Below are 14,492 nucleotides of genomic sequence, written 5' to 3'. Positions count from 1 at the left end.
CTTCTAAAATTGAATATGCAGGATATGAAAATGTTGAAGATCCATCTGGGAGTTCTGAAAGTATTGTTACCTACTGAGAGTTATAGTGCCACAGTTGCCACTACAATTTTGGAGCACGGAGAATATGATAATATTAAGAAGATGTTTATAGAAAGGCAAATATGGGATGAAAAGCATCAAGAATTTGAAGCAAAACTAAAAGAAATTTGTTTAAACAATAAGAAATAAATATTAATGATGGTTTTAGACACGCTTTATGTAGCGTGTCTTTTTATTACTAATTCTTCAGCTTAGTAAGATACCTTAAGTACATCACATGCTCCCAAAAATACTACTCATAAATCTTCCCCATGTACAATATGGCAGCGAGTGACTTCCACTCGGGTTGATCAGGTATATACCCCATATCTATTGTATCTTCCATCCAGGATTCCATTGTCTCTAAAAAGGCAGCGAGCGAGAGGTTTTCCCATTCCTCAGGGTTCACTTGAAGGTCGATTCTTAATGCCTTTATAATTTGAATAAGCTCATCTTTGGAATCAACATTGTTGCATTTATCAAAAAGGTCCATACTAAAGATTTGTCCTCCCTTGTAAAGATGCGGATCGTTTAGATAGTATCGTAGTCACACTCTATTTCCTACGCGGCAACAACAAGGCTCAAGGGTATACTTGACATGTTCTAAATCAGTTTGGGGCTACTTCAGAAGCATGTCATAGTTGCAAAGGGAGATCACAACATCCATCTGACTGTTATGACTCTTTGGTATATTGATTGCCTTGCATAAGATTGATGGACTTTGTGAGCGGAGAAGGGTCCGTCACTAACAATTCAGCTGCCTGCAGCGCATAGGTTTTATTATCCAGTGACTTTGTGTAATTACCAGGCTCTATTCCACGTACAAAGCCTTCCTCGCAAAGCTCCAAAGTGAGCCACCGAGGGAAGTCTGAAAGGTGAGCACAGTTTACAACAAAAAATGAAGCCCAGAATAAAAAAACTTGACAAATTTGTATAAACGTTTTGGCAAAAGCTCCAATTTACTTGCTCACCCCCTCTATCTTTTCCTACCCTATAACCAGAGGGGGAGAGGACATGTACGCATGCAGTTATTCAGGAACTGTGCTTGGCATTGACGGTATGGTAGTCACTGTAGAAACAGACATAGCCAATGGGTTGCCTCAATTCGATTTGGTCGGACTGGGCGGTTCAGCAGTAAAAGAAGCGAGAGATCGTGTTCGGGCTGCCTTGCGCAACGCAGGCTACGACTACCCAATGCAGCGGATCACCGTCAACCTGGCTCCAGCAGACCAGCGCAAGGAAGGTTCTGGTTTTGACCTTGCTATTGCGTTTGGTATTTTACTCGCCTCCAAGCAAATGCTACCCAGGCAGGAGCGAATCCTCGTTTTAGGAGAATTGGCATTAGACGGCTCTCTTCGCCCTGTAACGGGTGTACTCCCCATCTTGTTAGAAGCCAAACAATTAGGATTTACCCACGTAATTCTCCCCGATCAAAATGCAGCGGAGGCACGACTCGTCGAGATTAGCGTATTGCCTGCGAGTAATCTGGAAGTGGCAGTGAACTATTGGAAAGAAGGACTTCATGGTAAATACTCAGACTTATCTTTTCATGAAGCACAAACAGCCAAGATAAATGCCAACCAGCTGCCTCCGGACTTTGCCAATGTTTACGGACAGCACTTTGTAAAACGTGGCTTGGAGATCGCAGCAGCTGGATTTCATAATGTGATATTGGTGGGGCCCCCAGGTTCAGGAAAAACTCTTTTAGCTACTTGCCTGCCTGGTATCATGCCTAACATGACCATTCATGAATCGTACGAAGTGACGAAAATATACAGTATTGCTGGTCAATTGAAGCGGGAGAGTGGACTTGTAGAGGAGAGACCTTTCCGTGCTCCGCACCATACGATTACGGCTACCGCACTGATTGGCGGTGGTGCGCAAATCCCGCGTCCCGGAGAGTGTAGCTTGTCTCACGGTGGAATCCTCTTCCTGGATGAGATGCCCGAGTTTTCTCGGCATGTATTAGAGGTACTGCGTCAACCGCTGGAATCAGGGGTTGTCACGATTGGACGATCTAAGCAGGTTTTTACCTTTCCTGCTCGGATTCTGTTAATCGGTTCGTGCAATCCTTGTCCGTGTGGATTTTTCGGTACTCGAGAGAAGCAAACCTGCTCATGTTCTCCTCAACAAATCTACAAATACCGCTCAAAGCTCTCAGGTCCCTTGCTAGACCGTATCGATCTGCACATCGAGGTGCCGAAAGTACCAGTTCAACTTCTTCACAACAGGAAAGCAGAGGAATCCTCAAAAGACATTCAGCAGCGAGTAGAACAAGCGAGGGCTATTCAATGTGAAAGATACCACTATCGTCCCGGATCTCCTTTTAATAGTGTGATGAATGGTGAAGAACTTCGACAATTCGCCCAGCTGGACAAAGAAGGACAGGAGATGCTGCAGCTTGCCTTCGAGACATTAGGTTTGAGTGCAAGAGCCTACGATAGAATTGTGAAAGTGGCGAGAACGATTGCAGATTTAGATGGGGTTTCCCGAGTTGATGCTGCACATGTAGCAGAGGCAATTCGTTTTAGAGCCTTGGACCGAGGCCTACTGTTTTAAACTTAAGTGATAACAAATGAAAAATTGGAAAGGTAAAGGCAATTCTTCAGTGAAAAAATTATCTTGCCATAGCGAGCAATCCATAGGAAAAAAAGATCCATACGATCAGGAACGATCCAAAGACGGCATTTCGCCTATAATCCTTATTGTTGACAATCTTCTTCATAATAAATGTAAAGTTTACAAAGAACAAAATAGCCAGAATTGGATTAAGGAATAACGCTAAAAAAACAATAAATCCCATATCATTCACCCCATCCAAATTATACCATATGCTTCTGGGGGATTATCAATATGCGCAGTTTGGATCAGTATGCTTTGCTACATGGTTTCGACTTCAAAGATGTCAGTGCTTGTCCATGTGACAAATAGTCAAATTTGCGAAGCGAAGCGTTTAGTTAGCATGTGCCTAGTAAATGTACGCAGCCCATACAGACTAAACGCTCCGCTACTGAGCATTTAACAATCGGTACTTTTAACACATAACCCCTATACAATCCTAACAACATAAAACACAAATTCCCCGCAATCCCCATTATCCCAAGGCCGACAATACTTCAAAGAGATCGACGTCATCCCTTGCCGCAGAGCTAGGAAGGACATCTCCTGTTGCCCCTGTTGCCCAATTCGAGCTGGCGATGGTGGAGGAACAAAATGATTCGCATGCAACAATAAAAAGCGTGCATCCACTGGATTAGACAAATCCCACTGGTAGCCGGTTGAGGGATTTGCCACTAGCGTAATCGTAAACAAATGGCCTGCCTGCACTTGTAGTGTATACGTTGAGGTCTTGACCACTGCTCATCCTCCCTTTGGATGAAGACGATCCCCATTTTCCATACCATATGAATAAAGCTTACTAGCTGCTAACGACGAAACAAGCAGTAAAAAATTTATTTTCATTTATATTATGCGATTCAGAGCCGTTTACAAGTTATGGAATTACTTGATACATCTATCATTTAATGATAGAAAATAGCTATTATACGTACAATGTTCCTAATTAATTTGAAACAATTAGTATGATCTGGAAAGGAATACGCAAGATGCTGGCGAATAAGTAGGGACAAAGACATATATTGTCGAAATGTCTGCTGATATTTGTAATCTTTATTACCTAGTTATTGTTATGACTAGAAATATCTAGAGAGTAGAATTTCTTTTGCTCGTGCATGTAGGTACATTTCCCAGCACTTCCATGGCGCAGAATATCTTGCGCATAGAAGAAGCTTTTTCTTTGTGTTCATACTTGCTAGGAAAGGGAAAGGAAAATTGATGGAGAGTATTGCAGAATTATTTAAGAAAAAAGAGTACTACCACGCATTTCAGCCCATATGTCAACTTCCTGAGAAAAGTAGGATAGGGTATGAAGTATTACTTCGCAGTAAAGCGGGGATCCATCCAGAGGCATTGTTTTCTTTGGCAAAGGAAAATAAAATGCTGCCAGAACTCGACGCCCATTCCCTGCATTATGCGCTCTCGACTTTTTTTCATTCGTCGATTGAACACAAAAACGAGCTTTTATTTGTGAATATTTTTCCTTCTACCATAATAGAGGACACATTTCCTGGCTTCATGCAAAAAATGGTTCGTTCCTTCCGTCCCTTTTTAAACCAAATCGTTTTGGAGATCAACGAATCAATTATGGAAGGAGAATGTTGGAGCGAACCCATTTTTACACGACGCATAGCTGAATTGAAAAAGATGGGGTTCTTAATTGCGTTGGATGATGTCGGAGATGGCGCGAATATATTTAGTAAAATTGAAGATATTTCGCCTGACTACATCAAGATTGATCGTTTTTTTTCGCAAGAGTTATCGAGCTCATTAGAAAAGCAAAAGACTGTAAAATTGTTTGTCGATTTTTGTAAAGATGCACCTCAACTCATTCTCGAAGGAGTTGAAGAAGAAGAAGATTTTGCTTGTGCTTCTTTATTGGGCGTTGCAATCGGCCAGGGATATTTGTTTGGTAAACCAGGCAGCTTGCCGGACGAATAAGAAGACAATGCAGAATTGGAGGAATTTTTATGGCTAGTGATAACAACGTATATTCTCGGAAGGCGACGCTTTCCTTAAAAATATCTGAGTTTGAAGTCCCTCCGATGCAGGATCTGTTGATCATCGGACGGAAAGCACCAATTGGTCCTGAGGCTGTAAGGAGAATGGCGGATGCCCTGTCCCCAGAGCAGTTTACTTTACTGAAAATGAATCATCCGAAGATTGAGGCGGTCTTGTTACGAAATACCCTTTTGCAAATGATTGATGAAAAATTATTGATGAAAATCATTCTGGAAGAGGCAGAGCGTATGATTAGCGACTCAATGGTTCTGCGATCTGAGTTGAAAATAGCATTGACTGTTCAACGAGAGGTGGATCTATTATGAACATCTCCGACATCATGACGACGACGATTTGTACCATCACCTCTGACAAAAGTGTCTCTTATGCGGCGGAGCGAATGAACGAATCTCATGTTGATTCGTTAGTTGTCATGGATCACGGAGAGGTGCTGGGAATGGTTACGACGAGAGACGTGCTATCCGCTCATCCTAACCGAATTGTTGCCGATGCCATGAGCAGTCAGCCGTTCTACCTGTCTGCCAATCACAATGTTTGGGAGGCTTATCACGCGCTTCATCAAGAACAAAATGGGCTGGCTTTGGTCAAGCAAGAGGATCAATTGATCGGATTCATCACAAAAGAAATCGTAGAGATGAAAATAGCAGAGTATCGAGACCCATTATCGGGTTTGTATCGCGCTCCATACATCCAGTTTATTGGAGAAAATTTTTTGAAGGAGCGTAAACCTTTCCATTTGCTTTTTATCGATTTGAACGACTTTGGCCGAATTAATAAGCTGCATGGCCATCCATTCGGGGATGATGTCATCCGCACCTATTCATCGGTTCTCTCTTCTTTAACTGAAGAACAGGGCGATTACTTATGTCGTTATGCAGGGGACGAGTTTGTTTTGATCTCTACGATTTCCGATGAACAGATTCAGGAATACATTACGCTTATTACACGTCCAACAAACGTTCTGGATATCTTTGTATCTGCAGCAGTTGGTCATGTGAACGGGTACCAAACACCAGACTTCTTCGCTAGATCCTGGCGAGAATTAATCGCTGAAGCAAGTTTAGGCTCTTCAGCTGCCAAATCCAAAACACTTACTTCTACGGTCGGCTAGGAAAAGTATAGTTTGCCAGCAATGCGCATAGACTTTTGGACAGGTTAAGAACTTTCTTTGCAACCGATTATTCTGTGTAACGTAATACTTGATATGAATAGATCGATATGAGGAGGCAATGACATGATTGTAACTACTACTAGTATAATCCAAGGAAAAGAAGTTGAAGAGTATCTGGATATCGTCAGCGGAGAGGTAATCATGGGCGCAAACGTAGTCCGTGACTTTCTCGCAGGGATTACGGACATCATCGGAGGCAGAAGTGGTTCGTATGAGAGCAAGCTCTCAGAAGGTCGTGAATTGGCCTTGCGTGAAATGAAAGAAAAAGCACGGGTATTAGGTGCAAATGCAGTAATTGGAGTTGATCTCGACTTCGAAACATTGCGAGAAGGTATGATGATGGTCATTGCCACAGGCACAGCTGTCCGTGTGAAGTAAGCCGGTAAAATACCCGGCTTTCTTTTTTTACCGGAAGCAGTCCTAATACATAGTAAGCAAGGAGAAGTGGGCATGCAGGTACAAAAAACTCTTCAGGATTTATCGAATAAGATAAACGCACAACCACAAAGGATCGCTGGATTACATGCGGTTTACCATTTCGTCCTAAGTGGAGAAGAGGGGGGCACCTACGAGGTTGTTTTTGCCGATAATCAAGCGGACTACACGATGGGTGTGACGAGGGAAGCTGGCTGCAAGCTAGAGTTGTCAGACAAGGATTTTATTAAGCTCGTAGAGGGACGTTTGAATCCCACCGTTGCTTTTGTAACGGGTAAGCTAAAAATTAGCGGAGAAATGGGACTTTCGTTTAAATTACAAACAATCTTACATCACTATCAGTCACAAAAATAACGAAAAAACTAGTCAATTCTTAAAAGGTTGCGTTAAAATATGACCAAACAATGACACCTACTCCAACACAAAACGAGGGGAAACATGCGCCATATTTGTTCATTGATTGCGATTGTAAGCCAACTGGAAGAACAATCTGTGCGTTTTGATTTTTATCAAGAAATCAGACGCCCCAAGCCAGAACGACAATTATTAAAGCATCATGCACAATTACCGCGTCATTATTTCGATTATTTAATTCATTCAGGAGTATTGGAAGTAGAAACAGATGCTCCGTATCAGCCGGGGAAGATCATGCCTGCATCTATCGGTATGAACATACGCTCGCTCGGCGGGAATGTATTGTTTGACATGTGCTTTGCTCCGCAAACATATAAATTGTGGCAAAACACAGATGCAAGCATAGAAGACCTTTCTTTGCCTGCTGATATATTTGAAGAATATGTCTATCGCTTAGGCGCTATCAGTCGCTTTCGCTATTTAGGACGAATTGATGATCCCGTAACAGCAACCAAGCTTGGTGAAAACGACATGATTGAATTCAAACGCGACTTTCTTTATTCGAAGACAGGAATTATTAAGTCTATTGTGGCGTTTGCGAATTCAAACAACGGGAATTTATTTTTAGGCATTACGGATGAGGGTACAGTGTGTGGGGTTGACCATGAAATCGAGCAGTATGGAGACCCGGACAAATACATTCTTGCTATTACGCAATACATTCAAGATAAGACGTCACCGTTTGTGGCCCCATTTCCCAAAATTTCGTTAAAAAAAATAGATGGGAAAACGGTGGTAGCTATTTTTGTAGAAGCCTCATCTGATTTGATTTGTGGTTTGGACAAAAACAATGAAAAGTATGTGGTCATTCGTACGAACAATCGCTCCGTAGTCGTAAAAGATCCGCACCAAATTGGTGAAATTTACGTGAAACGAAAGCTTGGCAGTGAGATCAGCCGTCGATTGGGACTTCTGTAGCGTTATCTTACAGGAACACACGAGGAGGGTTACTGCGTGATATCGTCTTTACGTACTTGTCTACTGGTTATGATGGTGAGTAGCTTGTTCGTCACTGGCTGCGCACAGTCAGGCAAGGTTTCTGATGACATGAAAGATCATATCGAGACAGAGCTTGGTGCGGTTGAAAAAGTAACCGTAATGTCAACGGATGGACAGGAAGTATTATTGGACTTGCGTTTGTTTTTGCAAGAACTGTCTGGACAGGGACAAGATTTACAAATATCGTCCGAGCCATTAAAGCAAGAAGATGTACGTTTTACGCTTGTCCTCTACCGAACACAGCAGGCTCCACTTGTCGTGACGGTGGGGGAGTCAGCAAGTGAGTTTGGTGGACACACGTATCGTGGAGCGGGTGCCAGCTACTTTTATCAGTGGGTAAACAAGTTAACTGGCAAAGGAGTGCTCTCACAAAAAATTCAAAGCGTGCGTTTAGCAGCAGAGGACCTTGGTCAGGCGCGCGTGTTGAACGAATCAGAAGCAGAGTACATCAGGAAAGTAATGGGAACGGCAGTCCCAGAGATGGACAGTCGCAGTAAGCAGTATCCTCTCTACCCCAACTATCGGATGAGAATAAATTCTGCAGACAAACCAGTCGAAGTGGCTATTTTAACGCCGACGCTGATTGCTGTTCCCTTTGGGAGAGAAACGTTTTTCTTTCACGTAGAGGGTAGCCTCTTTTCGCGGTTAACGGAATGGTTACCGCCAAGCAATCGTAAGGAAGACAGGATCGACCAGTTATTTAAATCTACGCATATTCGCATCACAGCAAATGGTGAAATGAGCGTCCATGATACAGAAGTGGATGTCACGCAGACGACAATCGAGCAAGGAATTGCCCATCAATCTGTCCGATTGCTAAAAAATGCAGATCCACTAAAAGATCCACCAAAAGAACCAGGCTTAAAACAATACGAACTTCACTTTTTGGTGAATGATACAGAACAGAGCATTGAACTTTATCCGCGTTACTTTAAGTATGATCAAACTTGGTATATTCACGATGAACTGGCTGAAAACGAGTGGAAATTGTTTCAATCTCTACGAAAATGAGGGGTTTCCTCATGAAGTTTCGTACTTATGGTCACGATAAAAAGAACATATTACTACCACTTTTGCAGTTTTTGTCGTAGAATAGTTACGTTGCACTGATAGTGGAGGTTATGACCGGAAAAAGACAGACGTCTTTGGACCGGTCTAAAAGCCTGCCGATCTTTATCTGCCATAGGAGGATGGAGAATGAACATTCATGAGTATCAAGGTAAAGAGATACTTAAGCAGTACGGTGTAAAAGTTCCTGAAGGACGCGTAGCATTCACAGTGGAAGAAGCTGTTGAAGCAGCGAAAGAACTGGGCACCCAAGTAAACGTAGTAAAAGCGCAAATTCACGCTGGTGGCCGTGGTAAGGCTGGCGGTGTAAAGGTTGCAAAAAATCTTGATGAAGTTCGTACATATGCCAGCGAAATTCTTGGCAAAGTACTCGTTACTCATCAAACAGGACCAGAAGGTAAAGAAGTTAAGCGTCTTCTGATCGAGCAAGGCTGCGACATCAAGAAAGAATACTACGTAGGTGTAGTAGTTGACCGTGCGACTGGAAGCGTTGTAATGATGGCTTCTGAAGAAGGCGGTATGGACATCGAGGAAGTAGCAGCAAATAGTCCAGAAAAAATCTTCAAAGAAGTAGTTGATCCAGTTACAGGTCTGAACGGCTTCCAAGCTCGTCGCCTGGCTTATGCGATCAACATTCCTAAAGAACAGATTAACAAAGCTGCTAAGTTCATGATGAGCTTGTACCAAGCTTTTGTTGATAAAGATGCTTCTATCGCTGAAATCAACCCTCTGGTTGTAACTGGCGACGGTGAAGTAATGGCACTTGATGCGAAACTGAACTTCGACAGTAATGCTCTCTATCGTCACCCTGACATCGTAGCTCTGCGCGATCTGGATGAAGAAGATGAGAAGGAAATCGAAGCATCCAAGTTCGATCTGTCCTACATCGCTCTCGATGGTAACATCGGTTGCATGGTAAACGGAGCAGGTCTGGCGATGGCAACGATGGACATCGTGAAATTCTACGGTGGAGACCCTGCTAACTTCCTTGACGTTGGCGGCGGAGCTACTGAAGAAAAAGTAACGGAAGCGTTCAAAATTATTCTCCGTGACGAAAAAGTAAAAGGCATTTTCGTCAACATCTTCGGAGGCATCATGAAATGCGATATTATCGCAAACGGCGTAGTGAATGCAGCAAAACAAATCAAATTGGACAAACCACTCGTTGTACGTCTCGAAGGTACAAACGTAGAATTGGGTAAGAAAATTCTCAATGAGTCCGGTCTGAACATCGTTGCTGCAGAATCTATGGCAGATGGTGCTGAGAAAATCGTATCCTTGGTGAAGTAGTTATTGCGAGTAGATACGTTAAAAAAGGTGGGAAAATTACGCGATGAGTATTCTCGTTAACAAAAATACAAAAGTAATTACGCAAGGGATTACGGGTGCAACTGGTCTGTTCCACACTCGCGGAGCCGTTGAATACGGTACACAAATGGTGGGCGGTGTAACACCTGGTAAAGGTGGAACCGAAGTTGACGGTATTCCAATTTTCAACACAGTAAAAGAAGCAGTTGAAGCAACTGGTGCAACTGCATCCGTTATCTACGTTGCTCCTCCTTTCGCTGCTGACGCGATCATGGAAGCAGTTGACGCTGAACTGGATCTGGTAATCTGCATCACAGAAGGTATCCCAGTTCTGGACATGGTAAAAGTTAAGCGCTACATGGAAGGCAAGAAAACCCTTCTCGTAGGTCCTAACTGCCCTGGCGTAATCACTCCAGGTGAGTGCAAAATCGGTATCATGCCTGGTTACATCCATGTTCCAGGTAAAGTGGGTATCGTATCTCGCTCCGGTACCTTGACTTATGAAGCAGTACACCAAACTTCTACTCGCGGTCTTGGTCAATCCACTGCTGTAGGTATCGGTGGAGACCCTGTAAAAGGTATGGAGTTCATCGATGTACTGAAAATGTTCAACGAAGATCCAGGCACAGAAGCAGTTATCATGCTGGGTGAAATCGGTGGTACTGCGGAAGAAGAAGCAGCAGAGTGGATCGCTGCTAACATGAAAAAACCAGTTGTAGGCTTCATCGGGGGACAAACTGCTCCTGAAGGTAAACGTATGGGCCACGCTGGTGCGATCATTTCCGGCGGTAAAGGTACAGCTGCTGAGAAAATCGCGAAGCTCGAAGAATGCGGTATTCGCGTAGCGAAAACACCTGCAGTTATCGGTGAAACACTTGTTGAATTGCTGAAAGAGCGCGGTATGCTCGAGAAAGTAATGGGCAAGTAAGTAGATAAGACAGAAGTGGACAGGCTTAGGCTTGTCCACTTTTTTATTTTTGAAGCAGCCTCTTTCTTTCGATAGAATAGCTTTCAAAACCGTCCGCTGTGACAATTGTGATCGGGATGAAGGAGGATTTCGGATGGAAAAAGCGAAACTCGACGAGAGAGACTGGTTGTATGTATTGACGATGATATCGGGTTTGGGAAGAAAGAAAATCCGAGAAATTTTTGAAATCGCTGGTTCTTTTCAGCTCGCGATCGAAAATTGGCATGAACTGGCACGTGAGCTCAGATTGACTACCTTGATCACTGGGCAAGTTGACAAACAAAGCAATGAAGCTTCAGTGATGGCACTATTGGAAAAGCGTGAAGAAGAGGGAACGCGCTTCTTATGTCCTTTTGACGATGCTTATCCTGTTTCGCTGCGCAATATCCCAGATTCTCCACTGACGTTGTTTTATCGTGGCGATCACACATTGTTGGAGAAATTGTCGATTGGCGTCGTTGGTTCACGCAAGCCGACACCATATGGAAGGGCGAGTTGTAACTTTTTCGTCCGAGAGCTGGTACAGGCAGGCCTAGTCATCGTCTCAGGGGTAGCGTATGGAATTGATGCGGAAGCTCACCAAACTACCTTGAAAGCAGGAGGTAAGACAATTGGAGTACTCGGTTGCGGGATGAATCATGTTTATCCTTCGCGGCATAAAGAACTTTATCGCGAAATTGAATCTTTTGGCCTACTCCTCAGCGAATATCCTCCCTATATTCCACCTGTAGCTGGATTATTTCCAGAGCGAAATCGTATCATAAGTGGACTTGCTATCGGTGTATTAGTAGTGGAAGCAGCAGAAAAAAGTGGATCCTTGATTACGGCAGACTGCGCACTTGAGCAAGGCAAGGAAGTTTTTGCAATTCCTGGACCGATTTTTTCATTGATGAGCGCGGGACCGCATAACTTGATCAAACAAGGTGCAAAGCTAGTAACGTGCAGTAACGATATATGGGAGGAAATCAAACACCATCTTCCACAAGCTGAGCAGAAGCAGCGGGTCGAAAAAAGAAATGGATCGGACGTTGTTCCCTTATCTAATGAAGAAAAAGCTATTGTTGAAGCTGTAACCTATGAGGGCATTCATCTGGATGAGCTAATGAGCAGCTTAGAAAAAGACCAACGCAGGATGCTGCATCAACTGGTAATTCGTTTGGAAGCAAAAGGGGCAATCGTGGCACTTCCTGGCGGTTATTTTGCACGACGTTAGCATATCCGGTACCTTTTTGGCAATGCTTAGAGGCACAAGTGTTTGACAAACCGGATGAGGGTATTTAATAATAGGGAAGATTCCTTACTAAAAGGGGAGGAAAAAAATGGCTGATACGCTAGTAATCGTAGAATCCCCTACGAAGGCCAAGACCATTGGAAAATACCTGGGTAGTAAATATATCGTGAAAGCGTCTATCGGGCATGTACGCGATTTGCCGAAAAGCCAAATGGGTGTAGACGTTACGCGTAATTTTGAACCCAAATACATAACCATTCGCGGCAAAGGCGATGTATTGAAGGGCTTAAAAGATGCCGCTAAAAAAGTAAAAAAAGTATATCTCGCAGCCGACCCGGATCGCGAAGGGGAGGCTATTGCTTGGCATTTGGCACAATACTTGGGACTCGATTTAGATCAGCCACTTCGTGTGGTATTTAATGAGATTACCAAAGATGCCATCAAAGAAGCCTTCAAGCATCCACGACACATAAACATGGACTTGGTAAATGCTCAACAGGCACGTCGTATTCTCGACAGACTTGTGGGCTACAATATCAGTCCAATTCTATGGAAAAAGGTTCGGAAAGGCTTGAGTGCCGGACGTGTTCAATCGGTTGCGGTAAAACTTATCATGGATCGTGAGCGGGAGATCCAAGAGTTTATACCGGAAGAGTATTGGACGATTGCGAGTACTTTGATCAGCGGCGGAAAAGAAATTAACGCGAAGTTTTATGGTTATGGAGATGAAAAGGTTGAGCTTCATTCGGAAGAGGATGTAGCAGCGGTTTTGAAACGAATGAAGAAAAAACCATACGTGGTACAAAAGGTAACGAAGCGTGAGCGTAAGCGCAATCCTGCACCTCCTTTTATCACGAGTTCTTTACAGCAAGAGGCAGCACGTAAGCTGAACTTCCGCACTTCTAAGACTATGCGGATCGCCCAAGAGCTATATGAGGGGATCGACGTTGGGAATAAAGAAGGCGCAGTTGGTTTGATTACCTATATGCGTACAGACTCTACTCGCCTATCTGTAACTGCACAGAACGAAGCACGAGACTACATACTTGAGAAGTACGGTTCAGACTATGTTTTATCTGAGCCACGCAATCAGGCAAAAAACGAAAATGCACAAGATGCTCACGAAGCGATTCGTCCAACAGGTGTGATGCGTACACCAGATGAAATCAAGGAATACTTGTCGAGAGATCAGCTTCGCCTGTACCGATTAATTTGGGAGCGTTTCCTCGCTAGTCAAATGTCATCTGCTGTTCTTGATACGATGAGCGTAGATATTGACGCAGGTGGAGTAACCTTCAGAGCAACAGGTTCAAAAGTGAAGTTTCCTGGATTCATGAAGGTATATATTGAAGGAAACGATGATGGTGCAGAAGAAGAAAGCTTCCTACCACCCATTGAAGAAGGACAAATCCTCGAACAAAAAGAAATCGAGCCGAGTCAGCACTTTACACAGCCACCACCTCGATTCTCCGAAGCGCGCATGCTGAAATCGATGGAGGAGATGGGAATTGGACGACCTTCTACCTATGCTCCTACGTTAGAGACCATTCAAAAGCGGGGCTATGTGGCGTTAGAGGAGAAGCGATTCGTACCGACTGAGCTGGGCGAGATTGTGATCACGCTTGTCGAGGAGTTTTTCCCGGAGATTCTTAACGTAGAATTTACTGCTCATATGGAATCGGGCTTGGATAACGTCGAAGCAGGAACTACGAATTGGGTGCAAGTGCTTGATGATTTTTACCAAGACTTTGCAAAGCGCGTAGTTGTTGCAGAAGAAGAAATGAAAGAAGTAGAGCTGAAAGTAGAAGAATCGGATGAAACATGTGAGCTCTGCGGCCGCGTGATGGTTTATAAACTCGGTCGATTTGGTAAGTTTTTAGCTTGTTCCGGATTCCCGGATTGCCGTAATACAAAGCCGATTGTAAAAGACATCGGAGTAAAATGTCCACAGTGTGAAACCGGAGAGATTATCGAACGTAAATCTAAGAAGAGCCGTATTTTTTACGGTTGCAATCAATATCCGGAATGCGATTTTGTATCCTGGGACAAACCGATTGCCAGACCTTGTCCAAAATGCTCTAGCATGCTCGTGGAGAAAAAGCGCAAGAAGCAAGGAGTTAGCATTGTTTGCACCAAGTGTGATTATCAAGAAGAGGCAGACTCCTAAGCAGCCTGATTTGATT

The 14,492-nt window shown here is 43.6% G+C and carries 16 protein-coding genes; 13 read left to right on the top strand and 3 right to left on the bottom strand.

What is annotated here, in order from left to right; genetic code table 11:
- Positions 1–63: 63 nt before the first annotated feature.
- The gene (locus ACFYU8_RS06695) at positions 64–228 is read left to right on the top strand and encodes a hypothetical protein (RefSeq protein WP_390294649.1); all 165 of its coding nucleotides are present in this window, start codon (positions 64–66) and stop codon (positions 226–228) included.
- A gap of 103 nt (positions 229–331) precedes the next feature.
- On the opposite strand, the gene ACFYU8_RS06690 is transcribed toward ACFYU8_RS06695, so the two are convergent.
- Positions 332–571, bottom strand: a complete 240-nt coding sequence (locus ACFYU8_RS06690) for a DUF7660 family protein (protein WP_390294651.1) — start codon at positions 569–571, stop codon at positions 332–334.
- A 181-nt stretch (positions 572–752) separates the two neighbouring features.
- Entirely contained in the window at positions 753–1,007 is a 255-nt protein-coding gene (locus tag ACFYU8_RS06685) for a DUF6979 family protein (RefSeq protein ID WP_391365709.1), read from the bottom strand.
- A gap of 85 nt (positions 1,008–1,092) precedes the next feature.
- Between ACFYU8_RS06685 and ACFYU8_RS06680 the strand changes: the two genes are divergently transcribed.
- Positions 1,093–2,637: a YifB family Mg chelatase-like AAA ATPase gene (locus ACFYU8_RS06680; protein ID WP_390294653.1), complete on the top strand. Its 1,545-nt coding sequence runs from the start codon at positions 1,093–1,095 to the stop codon at positions 2,635–2,637.
- 489 nt (positions 2,638–3,126) lie between these two features.
- On the opposite strand, the gene ACFYU8_RS06675 is transcribed toward ACFYU8_RS06680, so the two are convergent.
- A complete protein-coding gene (locus ACFYU8_RS06675; RefSeq protein WP_390294655.1) occupies positions 3,127–3,435 on the bottom strand; it encodes a protease inhibitor I42 family protein in 309 nt (102 codons plus the stop codon).
- Between the two features lie 477 nt (positions 3,436–3,912).
- Here ACFYU8_RS06675 and ACFYU8_RS06670 point away from each other — a divergent pair, with 477 nt between their 5' ends.
- The 11 genes from ACFYU8_RS06670 to topA all read left to right on the top strand — a co-directional run bounded on the left by ACFYU8_RS06670 (position 3,913) and on the right by topA (position 14,476).
- A complete protein-coding gene (locus ACFYU8_RS06670; protein WP_390294658.1) occupies positions 3,913–4,635 on the top strand; it encodes an EAL domain-containing protein in 723 nt (240 codons plus the stop codon).
- Between the two features lie 29 nt (positions 4,636–4,664).
- Positions 4,665–5,021 carry a hypothetical protein gene (locus tag ACFYU8_RS06665; protein ID WP_390294660.1) on the top strand — a complete coding sequence of 119 codons (357 nt, stop codon included), beginning with the start codon at positions 4,665–4,667 and terminating at the stop codon, positions 5,019–5,021.
- Positions 5,018–5,827 carry a CBS domain-containing protein gene (locus tag ACFYU8_RS06660; RefSeq protein ID WP_390294662.1) on the top strand — a complete coding sequence of 270 codons (810 nt, stop codon included), beginning with the start codon at positions 5,018–5,020 and terminating at the stop codon, positions 5,825–5,827. Before ACFYU8_RS06665 ends, ACFYU8_RS06660 begins: the two co-directional genes overlap by 4 nt.
- A 123-nt stretch (positions 5,828–5,950) precedes the next feature.
- A complete protein-coding gene (locus ACFYU8_RS06655; protein ID WP_390294664.1) occupies positions 5,951–6,265 on the top strand; it encodes a YbjQ family protein in 315 nt (104 codons plus the stop codon).
- 72 nt (positions 6,266–6,337) lie between these two features.
- Positions 6,338–6,676, top strand: a complete 339-nt coding sequence (locus ACFYU8_RS06650) for an SCP2 sterol-binding domain-containing protein (protein ID WP_390294666.1) — start codon at positions 6,338–6,340, stop codon at positions 6,674–6,676.
- Positions 6,677–6,760: 84 nt separating this feature from the next.
- Positions 6,761–7,654, top strand: coding sequence for an AlbA family DNA-binding domain-containing protein (locus tag ACFYU8_RS06645; RefSeq protein WP_390294669.1), 894 nt, complete (start codon positions 6,761–6,763; stop codon positions 7,652–7,654).
- Positions 7,655–7,690: 36 nt separating this feature from the next.
- Positions 7,691–8,746 (top strand): hypothetical protein, encoded by a 1,056-nt coding sequence (locus ACFYU8_RS06640; protein WP_390294671.1) that lies wholly within the window; start codon positions 7,691–7,693, stop codon positions 8,744–8,746.
- A 186-nt stretch (positions 8,747–8,932) separates the two neighbouring features.
- On the top strand, positions 8,933–10,093 hold the full coding sequence (gene sucC, locus ACFYU8_RS06635; protein ID WP_390294673.1) for an ADP-forming succinate--CoA ligase subunit beta: 1,161 nt from the start codon (positions 8,933–8,935) through the stop codon (positions 10,091–10,093).
- A gap of 43 nt (positions 10,094–10,136) precedes the next feature.
- Complete coding sequence (gene sucD, locus ACFYU8_RS06630; protein WP_007719376.1) at positions 10,137–11,039, top strand: succinate--CoA ligase subunit alpha; 903 nt, start codon at positions 10,137–10,139, stop codon at positions 11,037–11,039.
- A gap of 133 nt (positions 11,040–11,172) precedes the next feature.
- On the top strand, positions 11,173–12,291 hold the full coding sequence (dprA, locus tag ACFYU8_RS06625) for a DNA-processing protein DprA (RefSeq protein WP_390294675.1): 1,119 nt from the start codon (positions 11,173–11,175) through the stop codon (positions 12,289–12,291).
- A gap of 106 nt (positions 12,292–12,397) precedes the next feature.
- Positions 12,398–14,476, top strand: a complete 2,079-nt coding sequence (gene topA, locus ACFYU8_RS06620; protein ID WP_390294677.1) for a type I DNA topoisomerase — start codon at positions 12,398–12,400, stop codon at positions 14,474–14,476.
- Positions 14,477–14,492: the final 16 nt, after the last annotated feature.

It is taken from the genome of Brevibacillus sp. NPDC003359 (assembly GCF_042878995.1).
In the GTDB taxonomy this organism is placed as follows: domain Bacteria; phylum Bacillota; class Bacilli; order Brevibacillales; family Brevibacillaceae; genus Brevibacillus.
The sequence above is the reverse complement of the archived record's forward strand: the minus strand, read 5'-3'. Positions and strand labels throughout refer to the sequence as shown.

Bases quoted from the DNA above. Each gene is read 5' to 3' on its own strand.
- sucC (WP_390294673.1), top strand. From the start codon at position 8,933: ATGAACATTCATGAGTATCAAGGTAAAGAGATACTTAAGCAGTACGGT.
- ACFYU8_RS06645 (WP_390294669.1), top strand. From the start codon at position 6,761: ATGCGCCATATTTGTTCATTGATTGCGATTGTAAGCCAACTGGAAGAA.
- ACFYU8_RS06665 (WP_390294660.1), top strand. From the start codon at position 4,665: ATGGCTAGTGATAACAACGTATATTCTCGGAAGGCGACGCTTTCCTTA.
- ACFYU8_RS06655 (WP_390294664.1), top strand. From the start codon at position 5,951: ATGATTGTAACTACTACTAGTATAATCCAAGGAAAAGAAGTTGAAGAG.
- ACFYU8_RS06660 (WP_390294662.1), top strand. From the start codon at position 5,018: ATGAACATCTCCGACATCATGACGACGACGATTTGTACCATCACCTCT.
- dprA (WP_390294675.1), top strand. From the start codon at position 11,173: ATGGAAAAAGCGAAACTCGACGAGAGAGACTGGTTGTATGTATTGACG.
- ACFYU8_RS06680 (WP_390294653.1), top strand. From the start codon at position 1,093: ATGTACGCATGCAGTTATTCAGGAACTGTGCTTGGCATTGACGGTATG.
- ACFYU8_RS06690 (WP_390294651.1), bottom strand. From the start codon at position 571: ATGGACCTTTTTGATAAATGCAACAATGTTGATTCCAAAGATGAGCTT.
- sucD (WP_007719376.1), top strand. From the start codon at position 10,137: ATGAGTATTCTCGTTAACAAAAATACAAAAGTAATTACGCAAGGGATT.
- topA (WP_390294677.1), top strand. From the start codon at position 12,398: ATGGCTGATACGCTAGTAATCGTAGAATCCCCTACGAAGGCCAAGACC.
- ACFYU8_RS06650 (WP_390294666.1), top strand. From the start codon at position 6,338: ATGCAGGTACAAAAAACTCTTCAGGATTTATCGAATAAGATAAACGCA.
- ACFYU8_RS06670 (WP_390294658.1), top strand. From the start codon at position 3,913: ATGGAGAGTATTGCAGAATTATTTAAGAAAAAAGAGTACTACCACGCA.